The 21482-nt window shown below is 68.1% G+C and carries 19 protein-coding genes; 11 read left to right on the top strand and 8 right to left on the bottom strand.

All coding sequences use genetic code 11. The annotated features are described in order from the left end of the window. Nucleotides 1–93 precede the first annotated feature (93 nt). Genes A5681_RS19025 through A5681_RS19015 form a run of 3 tightly spaced genes read left to right on the top strand, consistent with a single transcriptional unit; the run spans nt 94 to nt 2990 of the window. Nucleotides 94–309 (top strand): ferredoxin, encoded by a 216-nt coding sequence (locus A5681_RS19025; RefSeq protein WP_067278485.1) that lies wholly within the window; start codon nt 94–96, stop codon nt 307–309. Then, a complete protein-coding gene (locus A5681_RS19020) occupies nt 306–1709 on the top strand; it encodes an NAD(P)/FAD-dependent oxidoreductase (protein ID WP_067278482.1) in 1404 nt (467 codons plus the stop codon). Before A5681_RS19025 ends, A5681_RS19020 begins: the two co-directional genes overlap by 4 nt. A gap of 12 nt (nt 1710–1721) precedes the next feature. Beyond that, the gene (locus A5681_RS19015) at nt 1722–2990 is read left to right on the top strand and encodes a cytochrome P450 (RefSeq protein WP_231996358.1); all 1269 of its coding nucleotides are present in this window, start codon (nt 1722–1724) and stop codon (nt 2988–2990) included. A 5-nt stretch (nt 2991–2995) separates the two neighbouring features. On the opposite strand, the gene A5681_RS19010 is transcribed toward A5681_RS19015, so the two are convergent. The 3 genes from A5681_RS19010 to A5681_RS19000 all read right to left on the bottom strand — a co-directional run bounded on the left by A5681_RS19010 (nt 2996) and on the right by A5681_RS19000 (nt 6009). Then, nucleotides 2996–3799 carry an MOSC domain-containing protein gene (locus A5681_RS19010; RefSeq protein WP_156738057.1) on the bottom strand — a complete coding sequence of 268 codons (804 nt, stop codon included), beginning with the start codon at nt 3797–3799 and terminating at the stop codon, nt 2996–2998. A 131-nt stretch (nt 3800–3930) separates the two neighbouring features. Continuing rightward, nucleotides 3931–4212: a DUF732 domain-containing protein gene (locus A5681_RS19005; protein WP_156738056.1), complete on the bottom strand. Its 282-nt coding sequence runs from the start codon at nt 4210–4212 to the stop codon at nt 3931–3933. A gap of 465 nt (nt 4213–4677) precedes the next feature. Beyond that, nucleotides 4678–6009 carry a PPE family protein, SVP subgroup gene (locus A5681_RS19000; RefSeq protein WP_067278472.1) on the bottom strand — a complete coding sequence of 444 codons (1332 nt, stop codon included), beginning with the start codon at nt 6007–6009 and terminating at the stop codon, nt 4678–4680. A gap of 335 nt (nt 6010–6344) precedes the next feature. Here A5681_RS19000 and A5681_RS18995 point away from each other — a divergent pair, with 335 nt between their 5' ends. Both A5681_RS18995 and A5681_RS18990 read left to right on the top strand, forming a co-directional pair. Beyond that, nucleotides 6345–7523 carry a glycosyltransferase gene (locus A5681_RS18995; protein WP_067278469.1) on the top strand — a complete coding sequence of 393 codons (1179 nt, stop codon included), beginning with the start codon at nt 6345–6347 and terminating at the stop codon, nt 7521–7523. Between the two features lie 56 nt (nt 7524–7579). Continuing rightward, entirely contained in the window at nt 7580–8623 is a 1044-nt protein-coding gene (locus tag A5681_RS18990) for a class I SAM-dependent methyltransferase (protein ID WP_197498651.1), read from the top strand. A gap of 77 nt (nt 8624–8700) precedes the next feature. Here A5681_RS18990 and A5681_RS18985 read toward each other — a convergent pair whose 3' ends face one another. Both A5681_RS18985 and A5681_RS18980 read right to left on the bottom strand, forming a co-directional pair. After that, on the bottom strand, nt 8701–10191 hold the full coding sequence (locus A5681_RS18985; RefSeq protein ID WP_067278460.1) for an FAD-dependent oxidoreductase: 1491 nt from the start codon (nt 10189–10191) through the stop codon (nt 8701–8703). 75 nt (nt 10192–10266) lie between these two features. Then, nucleotides 10267–11082, bottom strand: a complete 816-nt coding sequence (locus tag A5681_RS18980; protein ID WP_067278458.1) for a hypothetical protein — start codon at nt 11080–11082, stop codon at nt 10267–10269. A gap of 135 nt (nt 11083–11217) precedes the next feature. On the opposite strand from A5681_RS18980, the gene A5681_RS18975 reads away from it, so the two are divergent. The 3 genes from A5681_RS18975 to katG all read left to right on the top strand — a co-directional run bounded on the left by A5681_RS18975 (nt 11218) and on the right by katG (nt 15290). After that, nucleotides 11218–12495: a L,D-transpeptidase gene (locus A5681_RS18975; protein ID WP_067278889.1), complete on the top strand. Its 1278-nt coding sequence runs from the start codon at nt 11218–11220 to the stop codon at nt 12493–12495. Nucleotides 12496–12579: 84 nt separating this feature from the next. Then, nucleotides 12580–13020 (top strand): Fur family transcriptional regulator, encoded by a 441-nt coding sequence (locus A5681_RS18970; protein ID WP_197498650.1) that lies wholly within the window; start codon nt 12580–12582, stop codon nt 13018–13020. 26 nt (nt 13021–13046) lie between these two features. Further along, a complete protein-coding gene (katG, locus tag A5681_RS18965; RefSeq protein WP_419866340.1) occupies nt 13047–15290 on the top strand; it encodes a catalase/peroxidase HPI in 2244 nt (747 codons plus the stop codon). A 173-nt stretch (nt 15291–15463) separates the two neighbouring features. Here the strand turns inward: katG and A5681_RS18960 are convergent, their stop codons facing one another. Further along, nucleotides 15464–16243, bottom strand: coding sequence for a glycerophosphodiester phosphodiesterase family protein (locus A5681_RS18960; protein ID WP_197498654.1), 780 nt, complete (start codon nt 16241–16243; stop codon nt 15464–15466). Nucleotides 16244–16283: 40 nt separating this feature from the next. After that, on the bottom strand, nt 16284–17090 hold the full coding sequence (locus A5681_RS18955) for a DUF1906 domain-containing protein (RefSeq protein WP_067278446.1): 807 nt from the start codon (nt 17088–17090) through the stop codon (nt 16284–16286). Nucleotides 17091–17667: 577 nt separating this feature from the next. Here A5681_RS18955 and A5681_RS18950 point away from each other — a divergent pair. The 3 genes from A5681_RS18950 to A5681_RS18940 are packed head-to-tail and all read left to right on the top strand — an operon-like array spanning nt 17668 to nt 20748. Then, the gene (locus tag A5681_RS18950; RefSeq protein ID WP_067278444.1) at nt 17668–18933 is read left to right on the top strand and encodes a glycosyltransferase family 4 protein; all 1266 of its coding nucleotides are present in this window, start codon (nt 17668–17670) and stop codon (nt 18931–18933) included. Beyond that, a complete protein-coding gene (locus A5681_RS18945; RefSeq protein ID WP_067278441.1) occupies nt 18927–19685 on the top strand; it encodes a class I SAM-dependent methyltransferase in 759 nt (252 codons plus the stop codon). Before A5681_RS18950 ends, A5681_RS18945 begins: the two co-directional genes overlap by 7 nt. Then, nucleotides 19672–20748 (top strand): prenyltransferase, encoded by a 1077-nt coding sequence (locus A5681_RS18940; protein WP_067278438.1) that lies wholly within the window; start codon nt 19672–19674, stop codon nt 20746–20748. The genes A5681_RS18945 and A5681_RS18940 overlap by 14 nt, the downstream gene beginning before the upstream one ends. A gap of 11 nt (nt 20749–20759) precedes the next feature. Here A5681_RS18940 and A5681_RS18935 read toward each other — a convergent pair whose 3' ends face one another. After that, nucleotides 20760–21422, bottom strand: a complete 663-nt coding sequence (locus A5681_RS18935; protein WP_067278886.1) for a class I SAM-dependent methyltransferase — start codon at nt 21420–21422, stop codon at nt 20760–20762. Nucleotides 21423–21482 lie beyond the last annotated feature (60 nt).

The following is a 21482-nucleotide window of genomic DNA, read 5'->3' as shown; positions in this document are numbered from 1 at the left end:
GAGGCGAATCTTTCGGGAAGCCTGTGGCCGACGCACACGGCGAAGTAATCTGCCCTCAAAGAAGGCTGGTAGCCGACGGGCGGAGGTCGGGTCATGCGGCTGGTCGTCGATCTCAACAAGTGCCAGGGCTACGCGCAGTGCGTCCCATTGGCGCCCGACGTATTGCGGCTCGTCGGTGAAGAAGCGCTCGCCTACGACCCCAATCCCGACGAAGCCGCGCGACAGCGGGTGCTGCGTGCGGCGGCTTCCTGTCCTGTGCAGGCGATCATCCTCGAAGTGGAGCCCCCGGCCGACCGGGACACCGTATGAGAACGGGTTCGCTGGTCAGCCAGCTGGTTGAGACCTTCAGGGCAGAGGGCCGGATAGTCATCGTCGGCGCCTCCCTGGCGGGCTTGCGAGCGGCGGAGGCCCTGCGGGAGAAAGGGTTTCGGGGCGAACTGACCATCATCGGTGACGAGCCCCACGAACCCTACGACCGACCGCCGTTGTCCAAGCAGGTTCTGAAGGGCTGGGTGCCCGCCGACCACACCAAGCTGCCCCGCCTGCGGCCCGTCGACGCGCACTGGCGGCTCGGTGTGGCGGCGGTGGGGCTGGACCGGTCCAACCGCCAGGTGTTGCTGGCCAACGGCGAGAAGGTCGACTATGACCGGCTGCTGATCGCCACCGGCACCAGGGCGCGCCCCTGGTTCAACCCCGAAGAGGCAGCGCTGCAGGGATTGTTCGCCGTGCGCACGTGCGACGACGCGGCGAAGCTGGCTGCCGCGTTGAAGGCTCGGCCGCGCCGGGTGCTCATCGTCGGCTCCGGTTTCGTGGGCTCGGAGATCGCCTCGGTGTGCCGCGAGCTCGACCTTCCGGTGACCGTCGCCGAGCGCGGCAAGGCGCCGCTGGCGGGTGCGCTGGGCGGTGTGATCGGCGACATCGCCGCGCAGATGCAGATCGAGGCGGGAGTCGACCTGCGCACCGGTGTCGCGGTCGATGGCCTCGACGGGGACGCCGACGGCCACGTCCGCGCGGCCCGCCTGTCCGACGGCACGGTGCTCGAGGTCGACGTCGTCGTGGCCTCGTTGGGCTCGATCCGCAACGTGGAATGGCTCGACGGGGCGCAGCTCGCGAGCGGTTTTTGGGGAGTGGCCTGCGACGCCGGCTGCCGCGCGTTCGACATCAACGGGGTGGTCACCGACAACATTTTCGTCGCCGGCGACGTGGCGCGCGCCCCGCACGTGCTCTACGAGTACCAATTCATGTCGCAAGAGCATTGGGACAACGCCGTTTTCGGTGCCGAGGTCGCGGCCAACAACATGATCAGTCTGGAGACGGGGCGGCGGCCGCACCTGCCACTGCCCTCGTTCTGGTCCGGGCAGTTCGGCGTCAACATCAAAAGCGTCGGCGTGTGCTCGTTCGGTGACGAGATCGTTTTCACGCAGGGCTCGGTCGAGCAACGCCGCTTCGCGGCCGCCTACGGCTACCGGGGCCGCGTCGTTGCCGCGGTGACGTTCAACCACGGCAAGTGGCTGCCGTATTACGCCTCCCTGATCGAGCGATCCGCGCCGTTTCCGCCCCCGCCGCCCGGCTACGACCGTCCCGCGATCTTCGAGCCGATGCCCGCCCGATTCCCGGATCCCCGCGAACGCACGGACATCCCCGACGTGGTGCTCACCGGGCACGATCCGACGTCGCGGGGCGCCGAATTCCGGCCCCGGATCCGCTGAGAGGAGACGACATTGGACGCCGCGACCGCCTGGGCCGAAGCGATGAAATCCGAGAACCGGCCGAACCCCTACCCGTATTTCGAGGAACTGCGCAAGACGCCGGTGGCCAAGGTCGCCGACAAAACCTACGTGGTCACCGGCTACCCCGAGTTGCTCACCCTGGCCCACGACCCGCGAATCAGCTCCGACATCCGGCGCAGCCCCGCCGATTTCGGTGTCGAGAAGCCCGACCCCGAGCCCGGCAGCGGACACCTGCAGGCCTACGGCCGCGAGCCGAGCATCATCGTCTCGGACCCGCCCGACCACGACCGGGCCCGGCGCCAGGTCATGCGCCATTTCGGGCCCCCGCACTCCCCCGACGTGATTCCCGGCATGGAACCGCTTGTTGTGCGGTTGGCCAATGACCTCCTCGACAAGGCCAGGTCGCGCGGCGCCACCCGCATGGACGTGGTGGAAGAATTCGCCTACCCGATCCCAGTCGCCGTCATCTGCAAGATCCTTGGCGTCCCCGTCGAAGACGAGTCAATGTTTCATGCCTGGATCTTCGATTTCATGATGGGCCTCGACCTTGGGCCGGAGGGCGCCACCGAGGAAGGGCGCGCCCTGGCGGACCGGGGCCGCGCGGGCACCGCCGCCTTACTGGCGTACCTGGGCGACCTGGTGCGCAAATATGCGTCGTCCTCAGGCGAGGGTTTGCTGTCCAAGCTGTTACACGACGACGGGCCCGATGGCCCGATGTCGTTGAAGGAGGCGACGTCCAACGCGATGCTGTTGCTGGTGGCCGGTCATGACTCCACGGTCAACACCATCAGCAACTGCGTCATGACGCTGCTGCGCAATCCCGGCTCGTGGGATCTGGTGCGGCAGCGCCCCGATTTGATCCCGCGCGTCATCGAAGAGGTGCAACGGCTGCAGTCGGCGGTGCAGTTCTTTCCCAGCCGCAGTGCCACCGCCGACATCGAGATCGGCGGGACCGTGATCCCCGCGGGCTCGGCGGTTTATCTGATTTACGCCGCCGCCAACCGGGACCCGCGTCGCTTCGACAATCCGGATCGCTTCGATCCATTGCGGGCCGACAACGAGCATTTCGGTTGGGGCAGCGGGATTCACACCTGCATGGGCGGTCCGCTGGCGCGGCTGGAGGTCAATTTGGCGCTGGAGATCTTCGTGCGTCGCATCGACTCTCCGAGGCTCGTGGTCGACCCGCCGCCGTACCGGCACAATCAGGTGTTTCGCGGGCCGCGCCAGCTCTGGGTGGATTTCGCGGCAGTCGCTGACTGAACGGCTTACCGGCCGGTCGTCACGCGGTCGCCGACGTGAATGACGCCCTCGGTCACCGCCGCGAGATATGCGCCAGCGCACGGCTGGGCGCCGTGACCGCCTGTATTCCAACGGTTTTCGGCGGCGGGAGTGCGCAGCGCCTGCGGTGCGCGTGGCAGAGGGCCATGCTCGAGCGTCGGCACGACGCAGCGTGACGTTGCCGTCAGGACGCGCAGCCGAACCTCGCCGACCGCGATCTCCCCGCCGACCCAGTCGTTCTCCACATAGGGCGGGCAGCCCGGCGGCGTCGTGAACACCAGGTTCGGGCGATACCGCAGGGCCTCGACGCCGATGTGTTCGAGCGTGGCCGTCGTGATCGCGTGCAGCGGGGCCTCGTCGGTGAACGAGTCACCCGGCGTCGCCTGCGCGATCTTCAGGATGCGGCCGCCGACTTCGGCGTCCAGCCCCAGCTCGAGCAGCTGCTCGGGATCCGGGCGCACCAACGTCGCGCCGTCGGGCCGCTGGGTGACCAGCCGGACGGATCGCCCCAACCACTGCGAAAGCCGATCATCGATTCCGGGGTCGTCGGCCGCCACACTCGTCCCGTCGGGAAGCCCGATGTTCACCCCGCCGGCGTGGCGGTTCGCGGTGCACTTCAACAGCCCGCGCCAGAGCCGGGCGTTCTTGGCGCTGGCCACGTGCCCGGTGGTGGTGTCGAGCAGTGCCAGCCTCCGGTCCCCTTCGGCGCCGTGCTCGTCGACGAACATGCTCGGCACGGTTTCGCCGAGCATCGATTTCACCGGGTAGCGGAGCAGGCTTTCAACCCGCATCTCCCCCGCGGCTGGGCCTGAAAAGGCCGTTCGCTCCTCCACTGGCTGTCCCCACTCAGCGACCCTGCCCGCACTGTCTGGACCAGACTATGCGGGCAGGACGTGAGCAGCGGTGGGAGGTCGGAAACCGATCAGCCCGGGCAGTAGGTGGACTCCGCCGCGCTGACCCAGCCGGTCATGTCCGCGAACGAGAAGCCCTTCGAGCTCATGCCGGAATGCAGGTCGGCGGCGATCGCATCCGGCGTCTTGCCGGCCATCCGGTCGGAGCACACCGCGTGCCCCAACGCGATCATGTCGGAATCGCTCGACGAGGGCCACGTGAATCCGAGGTTGTGCAATTTCGCCAAGTAGGCGTCGTCGGTGCTGTCGGCCGAGGCAATCGCGGTGCTCGCGGTCAGGGCAGCGCCAACCATCACGGGAATTGTGAGTTTCGCCAGCCAACGGGGTGTAAGCATTTCGCGTCCTTCTTTTCTTGTCGGTGTCGGGGTGGCGTCAGTATATGAGTGGGCGGCAGGCCCCGATATTAAAAGTAAGAAAACTGCTGCGCCCTCGCCCGACTGGCCGCGGGGCCGTTCTTTTGGCGATCTCGGTTCGAGTTCGACGGCGCTGTTCCGCAGGTGAGCCGGCTCAGCGAATGTCCAAAGCGAAAAGGCATTGGCGGCCGAAGTTGGAAACTTCGGCTCCGGTTATAGCCAAATGATGCCGTGCGGGTGACGCGAGCGTTAGCGACTCAATAATTCACGACTTCCGGTTGCCATCGAGCAGAAATGACGCACCAGCACACAAATATCATACGAAATAATTGCACGTGGCATCTATCGATATTGGACGTCGTTTGTCGCGGTGGAAAAGGCGCACGCGTCCAATGCGCGAGCGCGTCAGTGCGGCAGTAACCGCTGTTTCTGCTCGAGGAACTCGTCCTCCGTGATGATTCCCGCATCGCGCAGGGAGGCCAGCTCGCGCAGCTCGGCGGCGATGCTGGTGATCGGGCCACCGGCGGGAACCTGCGGTGCCGTTGCCCCACCCTGGGTCGCCTTCTGTGTCGAGGCCTTGAGCCGCTCCGCGCGACCCGCGCCGCCGCCCGTGCCGGCTATGGCGCGCCCGGCCATGCTCGCCGCCGCCATCTCGCCGAACAAGCTGCCGCTACCTGTGGACGTGGCTGGAGCGGCCGCGCCGACGGTGGTGGCGGGCAGGGCCAGCGCGGCCGGGCGCACGGCGGGGGCGGCCGCCGTCCACGCCGGCGGCACCGACAATGCGCCGACCGTGTTGGCGTCGCCCAGGGCCGCCGTCGCCGCCGACCCGCCGGCAGGGTTGGTGATGACCGGGAACGGCGTCGGGGGCACCGGCGCCGAGCCAGGCCACGACTGGACCCCGGCCCAGCCGCTGACGATGTCGTCGGTGTGGAAACCGGTCAGCGCCCCGGAGACGTCGTAGGGAAGCGCCACGATGGCCGCGGCGAGCCCCGCCGTCCCGACTTCGGGGTCGACGAACACCGCACTCAGGTCCGCCGCCAGGCCCAGCAGGTCCCGCCCGCCGAAGCCGAAATCGAGCGGGCTCGCCAGGCTGAGCAGCGCGTTGGGCGCCGCGGCGAAGGCCTGCGTCGAGGAGACGGCGTTTTGCACCTTCCCGGCCGACGTGCCGGCGGCCTGGGTGAGCGCGGCGGCTTGTCGCACCGATCCGCCGGAATCGGTGTTTTGTTCTGGCGGGGCGAACGGCGTCAGCCTCGTGGCCGACGCCGACGCCGCCGCGTAGGCGTACATGGCTCCGGCGTCTTGCGCCCACATCTCCGAGTACTGCGCCTCCGTGGTCGCGATCGCCGGCGTGTTCTGACCCAAGAGATTCGTCGCGATCAGGGACATCAGCAGGCTGCGGTTGGCCGCGATCACCGGCGGCGGCACCGTTTCGGCGAACGCCGCCTCGTAGGCCGCCGCGGCGGCCTTGGCCTGGTTGGCGGTCTGTTCGGCCTGTGCGGCGGCGGTGCGCGTCCAGGTCACGAACGGGGCGGCCGCGGCCGCCATCGCCGCCGCCGCCGGCCCGAGCCACGGCCCGCCGGTCAGCGCTGCGACCTCCGACTGGTAGGAGGTCGCAGCGGAATGCAGCGCGCCGGCCAGCGCGTCCCACGCCATCGCGGCGGTGAGCAGCGGCGCGGCCCCGGGGCCGGTGTACATCCGCGCGGAGTTGATCTCCGGAGGCAGTGCTGCGAAGTCCATGTCGTCGATCCCTCCGGACGGGCTAACGGGTAGCCACGGCGTTAACGGCTCGTTGCGGGCGGTAGGGGGATTGCCCAACGGGCAGCAAACAAATCTCGTTACTTTCTAGTAGTACAGGTTCGGCACCGGCGGATAATCGGGTGCCGCCCCTCACCCCGCCGCCCCCGCCTCGAGAACACCGATAAATTACCCTCGCAGCGCAACGGAGCCCGTCAACGCCACGGAGCGGTCTCGGGGCTGTGCCCGTGCGGGCTGCGCCAATCGCAGCGGACCCGGCCCGACGTCACTTGGTCTGCTTGGATCGATACCGGACACCGCGAGCGAGGTCGGAGCGAATGAAGTTTGTCTTGGTGGGTTACGGGGGGCGCGGCGATATCGAGCCCTGCGCCGCCGTCGGTCGGGAGCTGTCCCGTCGAGGCCACGACGTCCAACTGGCCGTTCCGCCGGACAAGGTGGGTTTCGTCGAGTCCGCGGGGCTGGTCGGGGTCGCCTACGGGCCCGACACACAGGGCTCGATGAACGCGGCGAGGGAACTCCTCGGCCGCTTCCACGGCATCGGCGCGGCGCCTCAAGTGGCTGACCGGGTCAACCGCATCTGGTCGGAGAAGAGCGCGACACTGACGCCGCTAGCGCAGGGCGCGGACTTGATTGTGGCGCACATGAACGACCAGGCGCTGGCCGCCAACGTCGCCGAATATCACGGGATCCCGCTCGCTGCGCTCCACGTCTTCCCGGCGCGGATCATGCCCTCGAGTGAGTTGTATTCGAAAATCACCAGGGACGCCGGGGACGCTCAACGTCGCGCGCTCGGATTGCCGCAGGCCGCCGCCCGGCCGGCGCGCTCGGAAGACGGATGGCTCGAACTGCAAACGTATGACGAACTCTGCTTGCCCGGCCCGGCAGCCGAATGGGTGGAGCCCGCCGGTCGGCGACCCTTCGTCGGATCATTGACGCTCGAGTTGCCGACGGATGCCGACGACGAGGTACTGGCGTGGATCGCCGAGGGGACGCCGCCGATCTACTTCGGTTTCGGCAGCACCCCGATCGAGTCTCCCGCCGAAACGGTCGCCGTCATCAGCGCGGCCTGCGCGCAACTGGGTGAGCGGGCGTTGATCTGCGCCGGCGCAAACGACTTCGGCCACGTCGCACGGTCGAGCCACGTCAAGATGGTGGATGCGCTGAATTACGCGGCGATCTTTCCCGCCTGTCGCGCGGTGGTCCACCACGGGGGCTCAGGCACTACGGCAGCGGGTCTGCGGGCCGGGGTTCCGACGCTGATCCTGTGGACGGTCTGGGACCAGCCGATGTGGGCACAGGCTGTCGAAGATCTGAAGGTCGGAGCCGGCCGGGGGTTTTTCGACAGCACTCTGGACTCACTGGTCGCCGACCTGCGCTCGATCCTGACTCCGGAATGTGCCGCCCGAGCCCGAGAGCTGGCCGCCCGGATGACCAAACCCGCCGACAGCGTCGCGAAGGCCGCCGATCTGCTCGAAGACGCCGCCCGATCAGGGTGAACGACGGCTGGATTCGATCGGTGGTGCAAAGCGGCCGGGTCGTGTAGAAGGTTCTGGTGCAGGGTCCGCCTTCTGAGCCTCTCGATCCGTCGCTCCTCTACGAAGCAATGATCAGGCGGTGGTACCGCCGGACGTCGGCCGAGGGGCACATCAGAGTGCCGGCCGTCCCCAGCCTGATCGACGAGTACGTGCAGTTGTGCGGCAACATCTGCGCCACCCTGGGCGTCTGGCACACCCCCGAACAGTCCGCCCAGCTGCGGATCTCCCTCGAGACCGAGCTCGCGAAGGGCTTCAAGGCCTCCCCTCGCTCGGACATCGTCATCTCGTTCAACGCCCCCTTCGGGACGAGCGTCAACATCCGTGTCAAGGCCGAGTGGCGCACGCTCGACGCCGACTACGACGAATGGGTGGCCGTGCGTCCGGCGCCGCTGTTCGGCAACGAGCCCGACGCGCGGGTGCTCGCTCTGGCCGCGGAAGCGGGCGACCCGACGACCTACCGCGTGCTGGACGTCGGCGCCGGTACCGGGCGCAACGCGCTGGCGCTGGCGCGTAAGGGCCACCCGGTGGATGCGGTCGAGATGGCCGAAAAACTTGCCGACGTCATGCGCGCGGAGGCGCAGAGCCAATCGCTGGCCGTGCGGGTGATCCAGAGCGACGTCTTCACCGCGATGGAGAGCGTCCACGACGAATACCAGCTGATGGTGCTCTCGGAAGTGGTACCCGACTTCCGCACGGCCCAGGAACTGCGTGGCGTGTTCGAACTGGCCGCCGAATGTCTGGCTCCCGCAGGGCGATTGGTTTTCAACACGTTTCTGCCGCGCGACGGGTATGTGCCCGACCAATCCGCGCTGCAATTCGGTCAGCAGTGCAACACCATGATCTACACGCGCGACCAGATGGCGAGTGCGGTGGCGGGGCTTTCCCTGGAACTCGTCGCCGACGACTCCGCCTACGAATACGAGAAAGCGCACTTGCCCGCGGACGCCTGGCCGCCCACCGCCTGGTTCGAGGGATGGGCCAATGGCCTCGACGTGTTCGACGTCGACCGCGAGCATTCGCCGATCGAGTTGCGCTGGCTCGTCTACCGCAAGACGGACTGAGCCCTGCGCGCAGAACGTGCACTGACCGAGGGAGTTCGGCGATTTATTCGCCCCCAGCGCACGCTGGGCGGTGGAGGCTAGGCGGACAGGTCGCGGGTGGCCGGCCCCTCGAGCAACGTGCCGTCCGGGGCGAAGCGTGACCCGTGCAACGGGCATTCCCACGCCTTGTCGGCGTCGTTCCAGTTCACGATCCCGCCGAGGTGCGGGCACACCGGCGAAACGCGATGCTCGATGCCGTCGACCCGGCAGCGCGCCTCCAGGTGCCACGGCGGTCCGCTGACCACGCCGCCCTCGTCCGCGCCGGGGCTTCGGCGACCGGTGCGCAGCAGCGGGGTGATCCAGCCCTTGGCCAGATCGAAGCCCACTTCCAGGTTGGCCTGCAGGGCGGTGGGCAGCCCAGTCAACTCGTGGGGGCTCCAGCTGGCGAACGCTTTGGCCCAATCCATTCGCCCGCCCAGGATGCGGCTCGACAGCGCGAGCGCCGCCGCGGCGCCATTGGTCATCCCCCACTTGTTGAATCCGGTTGCGACGAAGATGGTTTGGGTGTTCGGCAGGATGGGCCCGACGTAGGGCAGCTGATCGATGGGCGTGTAATCCTGCGCCGACCAAAAGTGCGTCTGCTCGGCACCCGGGTAGTGCATGCGGGCCCACGACGCCAATTCTTCGAGCGCCTTCGTCGGGCTCTTCTTGCGGCCCACCGTGTGGCCGGCGCCGCCCACGATCAGCCGCTCCCCGTCCGCGACCGGCGCGTAGCGCACCGAGCGGGTCGGCGAGTCGGTCGAGATCATCATCGGCCGGGTGATGTTGCCGGGCACCTTGAACGCGAAACAGTAGGACCGGCTCGGCTTCACGCGCGCGAAATATCCCCCGCGATCCAGAATCGGGATGCCGGTGGCGAGCACCAGCTGCCGGCTCTCGAGTTCCACGTCTCGCTGGGCGGCGTCGTTGACATGCACACGGACGCGGTCACCGCGGGTGGACACCCGCCGGACCCGGGTCTGCTCGACGAGGCGGCCGCCGCGGCCCAGCAGTTCCGTCGCCAGTGCGTCAAGGAACGGCATGGGATCGAACTGCGCCTGATCGGGCAGCCGCACGCCGCCGTGGTACGGGAACGGCACGTCGGCCTCGTCGTCCCACACCGCGGGCAAGCCAACCGTTTGGCAGGCCTTGAGCTCCAGTCGCGCGGACGGCACGCCCTTGGCCGACTGGGCGTACGTGTAGGCGTCCTCGCGCTGCACCGCGATGCCGTGCGACTCGCAGTAATCGACCACCCAGTCCTGGCCTTCGCGATTCCCGTCCACGTAGGCGCGGGCCAGGTCCCTGCCGTGCCTGGGCAGGATCTTCGACAGGTGGGAGCCCTGCAGCAGGCTGATCTTCGCGGTGGTGTTCCCGGTGGCGCACGCCCCGACGGTGCGGGCCTCGAGCACCAGCACGTCCTTGCCGGCCCGGGCCAACAGCACCGCGGTCATCAGCCCGGTGATGCCGGCGCCCACGACAATGACATCCGCGCGGCGAGGTCCTTGATCAAGCTGGCTTGCGGCCCAAGGCTGTTCGCCTCGGTTGGTCATCCATAAAGACGTCACGGGTGGGCTAATACCCCTGCCGACCCCAGGGAAACACCGACGCGGCCCGGTGGGGCGGCGTCACGCCCGCCTCAGCTGCGCTTTCGCCTCCCTGACCGATTCTTCCGCCTCGCGGCTGGCTCGCTTGGCGCGGTCATAGCCCGCCTCGGCGCGTTCGAGTTCGTGCTCGGTGGCCCGCCACGCCGCGAGCGCCTCATCGCGACGCCGGCGGGCCGCATCGCGCTCGGCGCGGCGCTCGGACAGCGCGGCGTCGGCGTCGGCCGCCTTGCGCTCGGCGGCGGTCACGGCCGCCGTGAGTTTGTCGAGACGCCGCTGCGTGGCGGCGTCGCGCGCGGACCGCTTGGCGGGCTGTGACCGCGGTTTCGCCGGCTGCTCCTTGGTCTTGCGAGAGGTTGTCGGTATCGCGGTCGCGGCGCCGAAGTCGCCGAAACCGGACCACTGCTCGGGGCGGGCCAACCGGCCGAGCCGCTGCCGGACCTCCGGCTCGGCGATGGCGGCTTGCAGCGTGCTGGTGACGTCGTCGCGCACGGTTGAGGACGGCTGTTCGATGTCCGCCGCTTGGAATGCGGCCCGCGTGAGGTCGTCGATGAGCCGGTGCTGTTGAGCCGACAAGTCCCGGATGCGGGCGCCGTCCATGGCGGCGTGCGCGGCACGCAAGTCATCGCCCAGCCGCGCCAAGCGCTGCCCGGTGTCCCGGTGCCGCAGCGCGAGCCGGTTGACGATCCACGCCGCCGTAGTTGGCTTGGTGCAAGCGGAAATTCGCTTGGCCGCCGCGTCGTCCCCGCGACGTTTGGCCGCCGCGGCCAACCTGGCGCGCTCCGCGGTGAATTCCTTGGGCGGCGCCCAATAAAGACTGTCGAGTTCATCGCCGGCCATGACGCCATGATCCACGCGCCCGGCGCCGTCGGTTTAAAAACCGCACCTCCGTGGCACCTGAAGGACAACATCGTCGCGCCGGGCAGCGAGCGACCTCGACCCGGCACCAACAGAACGCAAGGATCCGCCAGCTCAATGATGTCCAAGACCAGTGACCGGCCCGTTCACCGGATCCTCCGGGATCGCCGGTTACTGCTCGCGGTGTTGGCGGTCGTCGCCCTGGTTGGCGCCGTGGTGATCGCCGCGTCCATCGGTTGCTTCAGCGGCGGCTGCGGTCACCGCAGCGCCTCGTCCAAGTCGGGGCCCGCGCAGGTGACGATCACGCCGGGCCCGGACGCGCACGACGTGGACCCGGTTGCGCCCGTGACGGTCAAGGCCGACACCGGAACGCTGACCGACGTCAAAATGGTCAACGAAAGCGGCAAATCGGTGCAGGGCGTGACGACACCCGACAACACCGTATGGAAGCCGACCGTCCCCCTGGGGTATGGCCGAACCTATACCCTGACGGTCACCAGCCGGGGCCCCAATGGTGTTGTGTCAACTCAGGTTTCGTCGTTTTCGACGGTGAAGCCATCCAACCAGACCAAGGTGTCGTTCACCGCCACGTCGGAGGCCGCACTCAAAGATGGCGGCACCTACGGGGTCGGGACGGTGATCGTCGCGCACTTCGACGAACAGATCGCCGACCGCGCCGCCGCCGAGCGCCAGCTGGCGGTGACCACCAACCCCAAGGTGGAGGGTTCGTGGTACTGGGTCGACGACCAGAACGCCCATTGGCGCCCGGAGCACTACTACGCGCCGGGCACGACCGTCACGGCCGAGGCCAAAATTTACGGAATCTCTTTGGGCAACGGCCTATTCGGGCAGGACGATACCAAGGTGTCGTTCCGGATCGGCGACGCCCACGTCTCCATCGCCGACGACGCGACCCATCAGGTCACCGTCTTCAACAACGGGGCCTTGGTCCGCACGATGCCCACCTCGATGGGAATGGGCGGGACCGAAAACGTCGGCGGCAAGAGCATCTCGCTGTGGACTCCCCCCGGCACCTACACCGTGCTCGACAAGGGCAACCCCGTCGTGATGGACTCCTCCACGTTCGGCCTGCCGAAGAATTCCCGCCTGGGCTACCGCGAAACCATCAACTGGGCCACCAAGATCAGCACCGACGGCATCTACCTGCACGAGCTGGACGCCACGGTATGGGCGCAGGGCCATCAGGACACCTCGCACGGATGCCTGAACCTCAATGCCGACAACGCGAAATGGTTCTACGACTTCTCCGTACCCGGCGACGTGGTCGAGGTCCGCAACAGCGGCGGCCCACCGCTGACGCTGGCCCAGAACGGTGACTGGACACTCAGTTGGGACGACTGGCGCAAAGGCAGCGCCCTGAAGCCGCAGACGTGACGCAGCTCATTCGTCACCGCCGGTTGTGCGTCACTTCACAGTAAAGTCTTGACTCGTTCCAAATAAGTGCGTGATATTGGTGCGGTGTCATCGACGGCCGATTACGCGGAACGACTGCGCATGGCCGATCTCCGGGTGACCCGGCCCAGGATCGCGGTGCTGGAGGCCGTTGACGCCCACCCGCATTCCGACACCGAGACCATCTTCTCCGCCGTCCGCGTGGGCCTGCCCGACGTGTCCCGCCAGGCGGTGTACGACGTCCTCAACGCGCTGAGCACCGTCGGGTTGGTACGCAGGATCCAGCCCGCCGGGTCGGTCGCCCGCTACGAGTCGCGCGTCGGCGACAACCACCACCACGTGGTGTGCCGGGCCTGCGGCGTGATCTCCGACATCGATTGCGCCGTCGGTGAGGCGCCCTGTCTCACCCCGTCCGACGACAACAACGTTTTGGATGGCTTCGTCCTGGACGAGGCCGAAGTCATCTACTGGGGCGTCTGCCCCGACTGTTCGACTGCAGGTCCCTAGCTCGCAGCCCGATTCACCAAGGAAGGATTGCTGTGTCAGATATATCCGAAAGCCGGCCGCCGCACGACGACTCCAAGACGGCCAGCAGGAGCGAGAGCGAGAACCCCGCGATCTCCTCGCCCGAGCCGAAGGCACGCGGGCCGCTGACCAACCGTGACTGGTGGCCGGATCAGGTCGACCCGTCGGTGCTGCAGCCGCACAACCCGAAATCAACCCCGTACGGCGAGGACTGGAACTACGCCGAAGAGTTCGCCAAGCTCGACGTCGAGGCGCTCAAGGCGGACGTGATCTCGGTGATGACCACCTCGCAGGACTGGTGGCCCGCCGACTACGGCCACTACGGCGGCCTGTTCATCCGGATGAGCTGGCACGCGGCGGGCACCTACCGCATCTTCGACGGCCGCGGCGGCGGCGGGCAGGGCATGCAGCGCTTCGCCCCGCTCAACAGCTGGCCGGACAACGTCAGCCTGGACAAGGCCCGCCGGCTGCTCTGGCCGGTGAAGAAGAAGTACGGCAACAAGATCTCCTGGGCCGACCTGATCATCTTCGCGGGCAACTGCGCGCTGGAGTCGATGGGCTTCAAGACGTTCGGCTTCGCGTTCGGCCGCGAGGACGTCTATGAGCCCGAGGAGATCCTGTGGGGCGAGGAGGACACCTGGCTGGGCACCGACAAGCGGTACTCCGGGGAGCGTGACCTCGCCCAGCCGTACGGCGCCACCACGATGGGGCTGATCTACGTCAACCCCGAGGGTCCCGAGGGCAAGCCGGACCCGATCGCCGCCGCCATCGACATCCGCGAGACGTTCGGCCGGATGGCGATGAACGACGAGGAGACCGCCGCCCTGATCGTCGGCGGGCACAGCTTCGGCAAGACCCACGGCGCCGGCCCCGGCGACCTCGTCGGGCCCGAGCCGGAGGCGGCCCCGATCGAACAGCAGGGGCTGGGCTGGAAGAGCTCGTATGGCACCGGCGTGGGCAAGGACGCCATCACCAGCGGCCTCGAGGTGGTCTGGACGCCGACCCCGACCAAGTGGGACAACACCTTCCTGGAGACGCTGTACGGCTACGAGTGGGAGCTCACCAAGAGCCCCGGCGACGCCTGGCAGTTCGTCGCCAAGGACGGCGCCGGTGCGGGCACCATCCCCGACCCGTTCGGCGGACCGGGCCGCGCACCCACAATGCTGGTCACCGACATCTCGATGCGGGAGTCCCCGATCTACCGGGACATCACGCGCCGTTGGCTGGACCACCCCGAGGAGCTGACCGAGGCGTTCGCCAAGGCCTGGTACAAGCTGCTGCACCGCGACATGGGACCGATCAGCCGCTACCTCGGGCCCTGGATTCCCGAACCGCAGCTCTGGCAGGACCCGGTTCCGGCCGTCGACCACGAGCTGGTCGACGACGGTGACGTCGCGGCGCTGAAGAGCAAGGTCCTCGAGTCGGGCCTGTCGGTGCCCCAGCTGGTCAAGACCGCGTGGTCGGCGGCCGGCAGCTACCGCAACACCGACAAGCGCGGCGGCGCCAACGGCGCGCGCCTGCGCCTGGAGCCGCAGCGGAACTGGGAGTGCAACGAGCCCTCGGAGCTCGACAAGGTGTTGCCGGTGCTGGAGAAGATCCAGCAGGACTTCAACGGCTCCGCGTCGGGAGGCAAGAAGATCTCGTTGGCCGATCTGATCGTGCTGGCGGGGTCCGCGGCGGTCGAGAAGGCGGCCAAGGACGCCGGCTACGAGATCTCCGTGCACTTCGCGCCGGGACGCACCGACGCCTCGCAGGAGAACACCGATGTGGAGTCTTTCGCGGTGCTCGAACCGCGGGCCGACGGCTTCCGCAACTACATCCGGCCCGGGGAGAAGGCGCCGCTGGAACACCTGCTGATCGAGCGGGCGTACCTGTTGGGCGTGACCGCCCCGGAGATGACGGTGCTCATCGGCGGGCTGCGTGCCCTCGGCGCCAACCACGGCGGCAGCAAGCACGGGGTGTTCACCGACCGGACCGGCGCGTTGACCAACGACTTCTTCGTCAACCTGCTCGACATGGGCACGGAGTGGAAGCCGTCGGAGACCACCGAGAACGTCTACGAGGGCCGCGACCGGGCGTCGGGCGCGGTCAAGTGGACCGCTACCGCGAACGACCTTGTGTTTGGGTCGAATTCGGTGCTGCGCGGGTTGGCCGAGGTCTACGCCCAGGACGATAACCAGGGCAAGTTCGTCGAGGACTTCGTCGCGGCGTGGGTCAAGGTCATGAACAGCGATCGGTTCGATCTCAAGTAAGACCGGGATAGCAAGCGGCGCCCCGCGGGCCATCGGCTCGCGGGGCGCCGTGCGTCAGGTCAGCGCGAGAAAAACCTGGTCGGCTCGCGACACGTAAACGACGCACACGACACGCCGCGAACGCTCGCCGTGGTTTAAGTCTCGTAATCGGCGGCGCCGGCCGACCGGACCCATCAGTGGGCCTGGCGCGGTCGCCATTCGTTGCGGGCGACCAGCACCTCACGGAGCACGTCCGCCCGATCGGTGATGATGCCGTCAACGCCGATATCGAAGAGCGCGTGCATGGTGGCCGGGTCGTCGACCGTCCAGGCGTGCACCTGGCGTCCGGACTCGTGAAGGGCCCGGACCAACCCGCGCGTGATGATCGGTATCCGACCCAGCCGCGGCGGCAGCTGAAGGCAGTCACTGTCACGCAACAGCTGCCAGGCGTAGGACCGGCTTGCCGGCGTTTGTGCCGCCGGCAAGGCCAGGAACGCGCCGATGCCCGCCGAACTGGCGACCCGCTTGGACAGCAGACTCAGCGCACGGCGCCGCCGGCGTTCGGAAAACGATGTGATCAGCACCCGGTCGTGTGCCTTCATTCGCTCGATCACCTCGACCGTGGGAACGATGGCGGACGCGGATTTGATATCGATGTTGATCCGCATGTCCGGCAGCGTGCCCAGGAGTTCCTCCAGGGTCGGGATCGATTCTCCCGCACCTAGATGCAGGTGACGGACGTCGCGCCAGTGCCAGCGGTCGATGGCGCCACATTCCCCCGACTCCGACCTGAAGTTCCGGTCGTGCAGGATCACCGCGACGCCGTCGCGCGTCGCCCGAACGTCGGTCTCGACGTAACGAAACCCGAGCTTAGCCGCCTCGCAGAAGGCTCCCATGCTGTTCATGGGCCACTTGAACGACGTAAAACCCCTGTGCGCCATGGCGATTCGCCCGGCGTCACGCAGAAACTGCACGGCGGGTACGCCGCGATCAGCCATCAGCCGCCCGCACGGCTCACCGATCCAGGCTCCACTGGCCGTAGTCGGCGGCCAACACCTCGTCGATGTCCACGTTGATCCCGCCAAGCAGCGGGCTGGGGTTGGCCGGGCTGTTGACCACGGCCTGGTAGAGCACCGCCGCGGGTTCGCGCGCGCCGTGCGACCACGACTTGGTCTGCCACGCCCACCGGTGCCCCGGTGTGGTCGAGTTCCCGATGACGCCGTCCCGGATCGCCCAGCCGCACGCGTTGGCATGCCCGTAGATGCCGGTCCGGCCCACGCCCAGTGCGGAGTTGATCCCCCGAAACCATTGCACCGCAATGCTGTTCCAGGTGTTCTCGTCGATGTCGTCGTCGACGCTGAAGAATATCGGGGCCGACGGCGGGCCCCCGGCGGCGGCGTGCAACCGTTGCGCCGTCTGGGCATCGGCGACCCCGCCGTCATGACCGCGGGTGTAGTCCGACGGGTCGGGCCACCCGGGTTTGCCGTACTGGAAATTGCTGACGATCTGCAGGCCCGCGGCGCGCAGCGCGTCCGCGTACTCGCGGGTGATGGGCTTCGCCTCGAAATGCGCGCCCGGCCGCGACTCGGAAACGTAATTCACCACCCCGGCATAGCCCGCGGATTTGATCTCGTCCGGGGAAATCCTGCGCTCGGCGAAATCGATCAGCCGTAGGTCGGCGGCGGACGCCGTTGGCGCGGCGGAGCTGGCGGCCGACGTCACGAAGCTGAGGAAAGCCGGCGCCGCGGCAAGTTTCAGAACGTCGCGTCGCGACGCCGATCGCCGCCCGCGGCGTTCGCCTGATGCAGCCGAACCCTGCACCGCGCGATGGTAACAAACGGCTCAGAACCGGTGCTGTTGCCTCGATGAGCTCGCGGCGCGCCAACGCGGCCGGCTTTCGCCGCTCCTGAGCGGGCCCGAGTAGGTTGCGGCCCGGATCCCCGACGGCATCGCCGCCGCGCAGGTTGGGGCTGGTGGCGCCGCGCGCCGTGCGGCCGGCCGGACGCTGACGGCCGGGGATGCCGTGGGCCGCGCCGCGTCGATGCCGCCCGGGCGACATGGAGGCCGGCTCGCAGAAAAACCGACCTTTACGTCGGGGTTATCCGCCAGCCGTGCGTCGACCGCGACCCCGATCACCCGGGGCACGCCCGGTCGCACTCCCGGCCGGGCGGAACGGGTCAACCCGCTTTCGGGCCGGGTGGCATGATCCTTTGATGCCGGATTTTCGTGAGACCGTTCCCGCGGATGCCGGTGACGTTCGAGCTCGTTGCGCTCGATTAGGTGATCGAACTATAGTCTGGACACATGTCCAGTTTGCTGTCACGGAGTTCGGGAGTCCGTTGACCGCGATGGGTTCGGCGCTGTTCCGCGGTCATTCACCAGCAAAGAAGAGTTGAGTATGCGAATTGCCCTGCTGTCCTACCGTAGTAAAACCCATTGCGGCGGACAGGGCGTCTACGTGCGACATCTCAGCCACGGGCTGGTGGAACTGGGCCATGACGTCGAGGTGTTCTCCGGCCAGCCCTACCCCGACCTGCTCGACCCGCGGGTACGGCTGACCAAGGTGCCCAGCCTGGACCTTTATCGCGAGCCCGACCCGTTTCGCGTGCCGCGCCCCAGCGAGATCCGTGACTCGATCGACCTGCTGGAACTGCTCACCACGTGGACGGCGGGGTTCCCGGAGCCGCGGACGTTCACGATGCGCGCCGCCCGGTTGCTGGCCGGCCGGACGGCCGATTTCGACGTCGTCCACGACAACCAGAGCCTGGGCACCGGACTGCTCACGATCGCCGGCGCGGGTCTGCCGGTGGTGGCCACCGTCCACCACCCCATCACCCGCGACCGCGTGCTCGACCTGGCCGCCGCGCGATGGTGGCGAAAACCGTTGGTGCGGCGGTGGTACGGGTTCCTCGACATGCAGCAGTGGGTGGCGCGCCAGATTCCCGACCTGCTGACGGTGTCCTCGTCGTCGGCCGCGGACATCGTCAGCGACTTCGCTGTCTCCCCCGATCAGCTGCACGTCGTGCCGCTGGGCGTGAACACCGAGCTGTTCAAGCCGGGGCCGCAGCCCCGGCGGGCCGGACGGATCATCGCGATCGCCAGCGCCGATACCCCGCTCAAGGGCGTCCGCACGCTGCTGCACGCGGTGGCCCGGCTGCGCACCAGCAGGGATCTCGAGCTGTGCCTCGTCGCCAAGGTGGAGCCCAACGGTCCCACCCACAAACTCATCGCCGAGCTCGGCATCTCCGACATCGTCCACATCACCAGTGGGCTTTCCGACGCCGAGCTCGCCGCGCTGTTCGCTTCGGCCGAAGTAGCCTGCATTCCGTCGCTCTACGAAGGCTTTTCGCTCCCCGCGGTGGAGGCCATGGCCAGCGGGACGCCGATCGTGGCCAGCCGGGTGGGCGCACTCCCCGAAGTCCTGGGCACCGACGGCGCGTGCGCCGAGCTGGTGCCGCCCGCCGACGTCGACGCGCTCACCCACGCGCTCGGTGCCCTGCTGGACTCGCCGGAGAAGCGGCGGAACCTGGGCAAGGCGGGACGCACCCGCGCGGTCAACGTCTTCAGCTGGGAGGCCGTGGCCGCTCAAACGGTTCGGGTGTATGAGCGCGCGATCGCTCGCCGGGCCGCTTCGTCGGCGGCCCAGGGAGAAGCGCAATGCTGACAGTCGATTTCGACCGGCTGCGGATCGGACCGGCCACCAAGGTCATCGATGTCGGTTGCGGGGCGGGCCGGCACTCGTTCGAGGCGTATCGGCGCGGCGCCGACGTGATCGCGTTCGACCGCGATGAGGCCGAATTGCGTTCGGTGGACACCATTTTGCGCGCGATGGCCGAAACCGGTGAGGCGCCCGCCGGGGCATCGGCGAAGGTCGTGGTCGGGGACGCGCTCAAATTGCCCTACGCCGACGAGACGTTCGACTGCGTGATCGCGTCCGAAATCCTTGAGCACATACCGCGCGACGACGCCGCCATCGCCGAACTGATCAGGGTGCTCAAAGTCGGCGGCACATTGGCGGTCAGTGTGCCGCGGTGGCTGCCGGAACGGGTCTGTTGGTTGCTGTCCGACGAATACCACAGCAACGAGGGTGGCCACGTGCGCGTCTACCGGGCCAGTGAATTGCGCGCCAAGATCCTCGACGGCGGAATGCAAATGACGCACGCTCACCACGCGCACGCGTTGCACTCGCCCTTCTGGTGGTTGAAATGCGCCGTGGGAGTCTCGAACACCGAGCATCGAGCCGTGTCCGCCTACCACAAGCTCCTGGTGTGGGACCTGATGCGGCGCCCGAAGGTAACCCAGCTGGCCGAATCGCTGCTCAATCCGCTGGTCGGCAAGAGCGTGGCCATGTACTTCGTCAAGCACCCGGTGGCTAAAAACCAAGCAGCGGTGGGTTATTCAGTTGCGTCGGTCTAACCCACCCTCGGTCCCGGGCGTCCTCTCCCCCGAGCAATGTCGTCAAACCGCGCTGTCCATCGCAGCCATCCAGGAATCCTCGGGGGCCATCCCCTGGTCGGAGGGCGGCCACACCGACCCCTGGGATCACGTCGAGTGCGCGATGGCGCTCACCGCCGCCGGGCTGCTGGAGCCGGCGCGCGCCGCGTTCGACTGGAGTCGCCGGACCCAGCGGGCCGACGGCTCCTGGCCCATCCAGCTGCGCGCGGGGGTCGTCGAAGACGGCAACAGCGACAGCAACTTCTGCGCCTATATCGCCACCGGAGTGTGGCACCACGTGCTCGTCACCGGTGACCGGCGCTTCGCCGCCCGGATGTGGCCGGTGGTGCACAAGGCGATCGACTTCGTCATTGACCTGCAGGTCGGCTACGGCGAGATCTGTTGGGCCCGAAGCGAAGTCGGCCCCCTGGAGGAAGCGCTGCTGACCGGCTGCGCGAGCGTTTTTCACAGCATTCGGTGCGCCCTGGCGCTCGCCGCCCTGGTTGGCGAGCCGCAGCCCGAGTGGGAACTGGCGCTGGGCCGGCTCGGCCACGCGATAGCCGCCCACCCCGAGGCGTTCACCGAAAAGGATCGCTACTCGATGGACTGGTACTACCCCATCCTCGGCAGCGCGCTGCGCGGGCCCCGGGCGGCCGCGCGGATCCAAGAACGGTGGGACACCTTCGTCGTCGGCGGCCTGGGCATTCGCTGCGTGGCCGACCGGCCATGGGTAACCGGCGCGGAGACATGCGAATTGGTGATGGCGCTGGACGCCATCGGCCAGCGGTCGGCCGCCCACCGGCAGTTCGGTGCGATGCAGCATCTCCGTGAGGAGGACGGCTCGTACTGGACGGGTTTGGTGTTCGCCGACGGGAAGCGGTGGCCCGAGGAGCGCACCACGTGGACCGGTGCGGCGATGATTCTCGCCGCGGACGCGCTGTCGAACACCACCGCGGGCGCCGGGATCTTCCGCGGTGATGACCTGCCGATGGGCCTGCAGACGGACTTCGACTGCGAATGCGTCGCGACCGGGCCCGGTTGGTGACCTGAGTTCGGTCAGATCGGTGCGCCCGGTTCGCCGCTGACGCGTTCGAGCACCCGCAACGATCCGGTCGCCGAGACCTCCCGGAACGTGCCGGAATCGATCGCGCGGCAATAGATGTAGTACGGGGGCCGCCCGCCGTCCCGCGGGTCCGGGAACACGTCATGGATGGCCAGCGCCCCGCCGACGGCGACCCACTTCGCCCAGCCGTCGAAATCCTGGTTCGCCGCGGCCTCGCTGTGGCCGCCGTCGATGAACAGAAACCGCAGCGGCGTCCCCCATCCCGTGGCGACGACCGGCGACTTCCCGACGATGGCGACGACGTGGTCGTCCAACCCCGCGGCGTCGAGCGTGCGACGGAACGTCGGCAGGGTGTCGAACAAACCCGTGACCTCGTCGACCAGCGAGGCGTCGTGGTACTCCCAGCCGGCCTGGTGTTCCTCGGAGCCGTGGTGGTGGTCGACCGTGTAGAGCACGCTTGCGGTTTGTTGGGCGGCCGCACCGAGCAACAGCGTGGATTTGCCGCAATAGGTGCCGATCTCGACACCGACGCCGCCACCGAGATACCGCAGCCCGGCCTCGTAGAGCGCACGCCCCTCATCGGCGGGCAGGAAACCCCGTACCTGCTCGGCCAACGCAAACAGGCGCTCGGTGTTACCGACGTCGGTGTGAGTCATACCCCCGAACCTATCGGTGAGCGGCGTCACCGGATCGGGGTGGTCCATGGCGGCCGACAC

Source organism: Mycobacterium scrofulaceum (genome assembly GCF_001667885.1).
In the GTDB taxonomy this organism is placed as follows: domain Bacteria; phylum Actinomycetota; class Actinomycetes; order Mycobacteriales; family Mycobacteriaceae; genus Mycobacterium; species Mycobacterium scrofulaceum_C.
This window is presented reverse-complemented; position numbering and strand designations above follow the sequence as displayed.

What these genes read in the sequence shown, in the direction of transcription:
- A5681_RS19025 (WP_067278485.1), top strand. Translation starts at nt 94, where the DNA reads ATGCGGCTGGTCGTCGATCTCAACAAGTGCCAGGGCTACGCGCAGTGC.
- A5681_RS19020 (WP_067278482.1), top strand. Translation starts at nt 306, where the DNA reads ATGAGAACGGGTTCGCTGGTCAGCCAGCTGGTTGAGACCTTCAGGGCA.
- A5681_RS19010 (WP_156738057.1), bottom strand. Translation starts at nt 3,799, where the DNA reads ATGCGGGTTGAAAGCCTGCTCCGCTACCCGGTGAAATCGATGCTCGGC.
- A5681_RS19005 (WP_156738056.1), bottom strand. Translation starts at nt 4,212, where the DNA reads ATGGTTGGCGCTGCCCTGACCGCGAGCACCGCGATTGCCTCGGCCGAC.
- A5681_RS19000 (WP_067278472.1), bottom strand. Translation starts at nt 6,009, where the DNA reads ATGGACTTCGCAGCACTGCCTCCGGAGATCAACTCCGCGCGGATGTAC.
- A5681_RS18995 (WP_067278469.1), top strand. Translation starts at nt 6,345, where the DNA reads ATGAAGTTTGTCTTGGTGGGTTACGGGGGGCGCGGCGATATCGAGCCC.
- A5681_RS18985 (WP_067278460.1), bottom strand. Translation starts at nt 10,191, where the DNA reads ATGACCAACCGAGGCGAACAGCCTTGGGCCGCAAGCCAGCTTGATCAA.
- A5681_RS18980 (WP_067278458.1), bottom strand. Translation starts at nt 11,082, where the DNA reads ATGGCCGGCGATGAACTCGACAGTCTTTATTGGGCGCCGCCCAAGGAA.
- A5681_RS18975 (WP_067278889.1), top strand. Translation starts at nt 11,218, where the DNA reads ATGATGTCCAAGACCAGTGACCGGCCCGTTCACCGGATCCTCCGGGAT.
- A5681_RS18950 (WP_067278444.1), top strand. Translation starts at nt 17,668, where the DNA reads ATGCGAATTGCCCTGCTGTCCTACCGTAGTAAAACCCATTGCGGCGGA.
- A5681_RS18945 (WP_067278441.1), top strand. Translation starts at nt 18,927, where the DNA reads ATGCTGACAGTCGATTTCGACCGGCTGCGGATCGGACCGGCCACCAAG.
- A5681_RS18935 (WP_067278886.1), bottom strand. Translation starts at nt 21,422, where the DNA reads ATGACTCACACCGACGTCGGTAACACCGAGCGCCTGTTTGCGTTGGCC.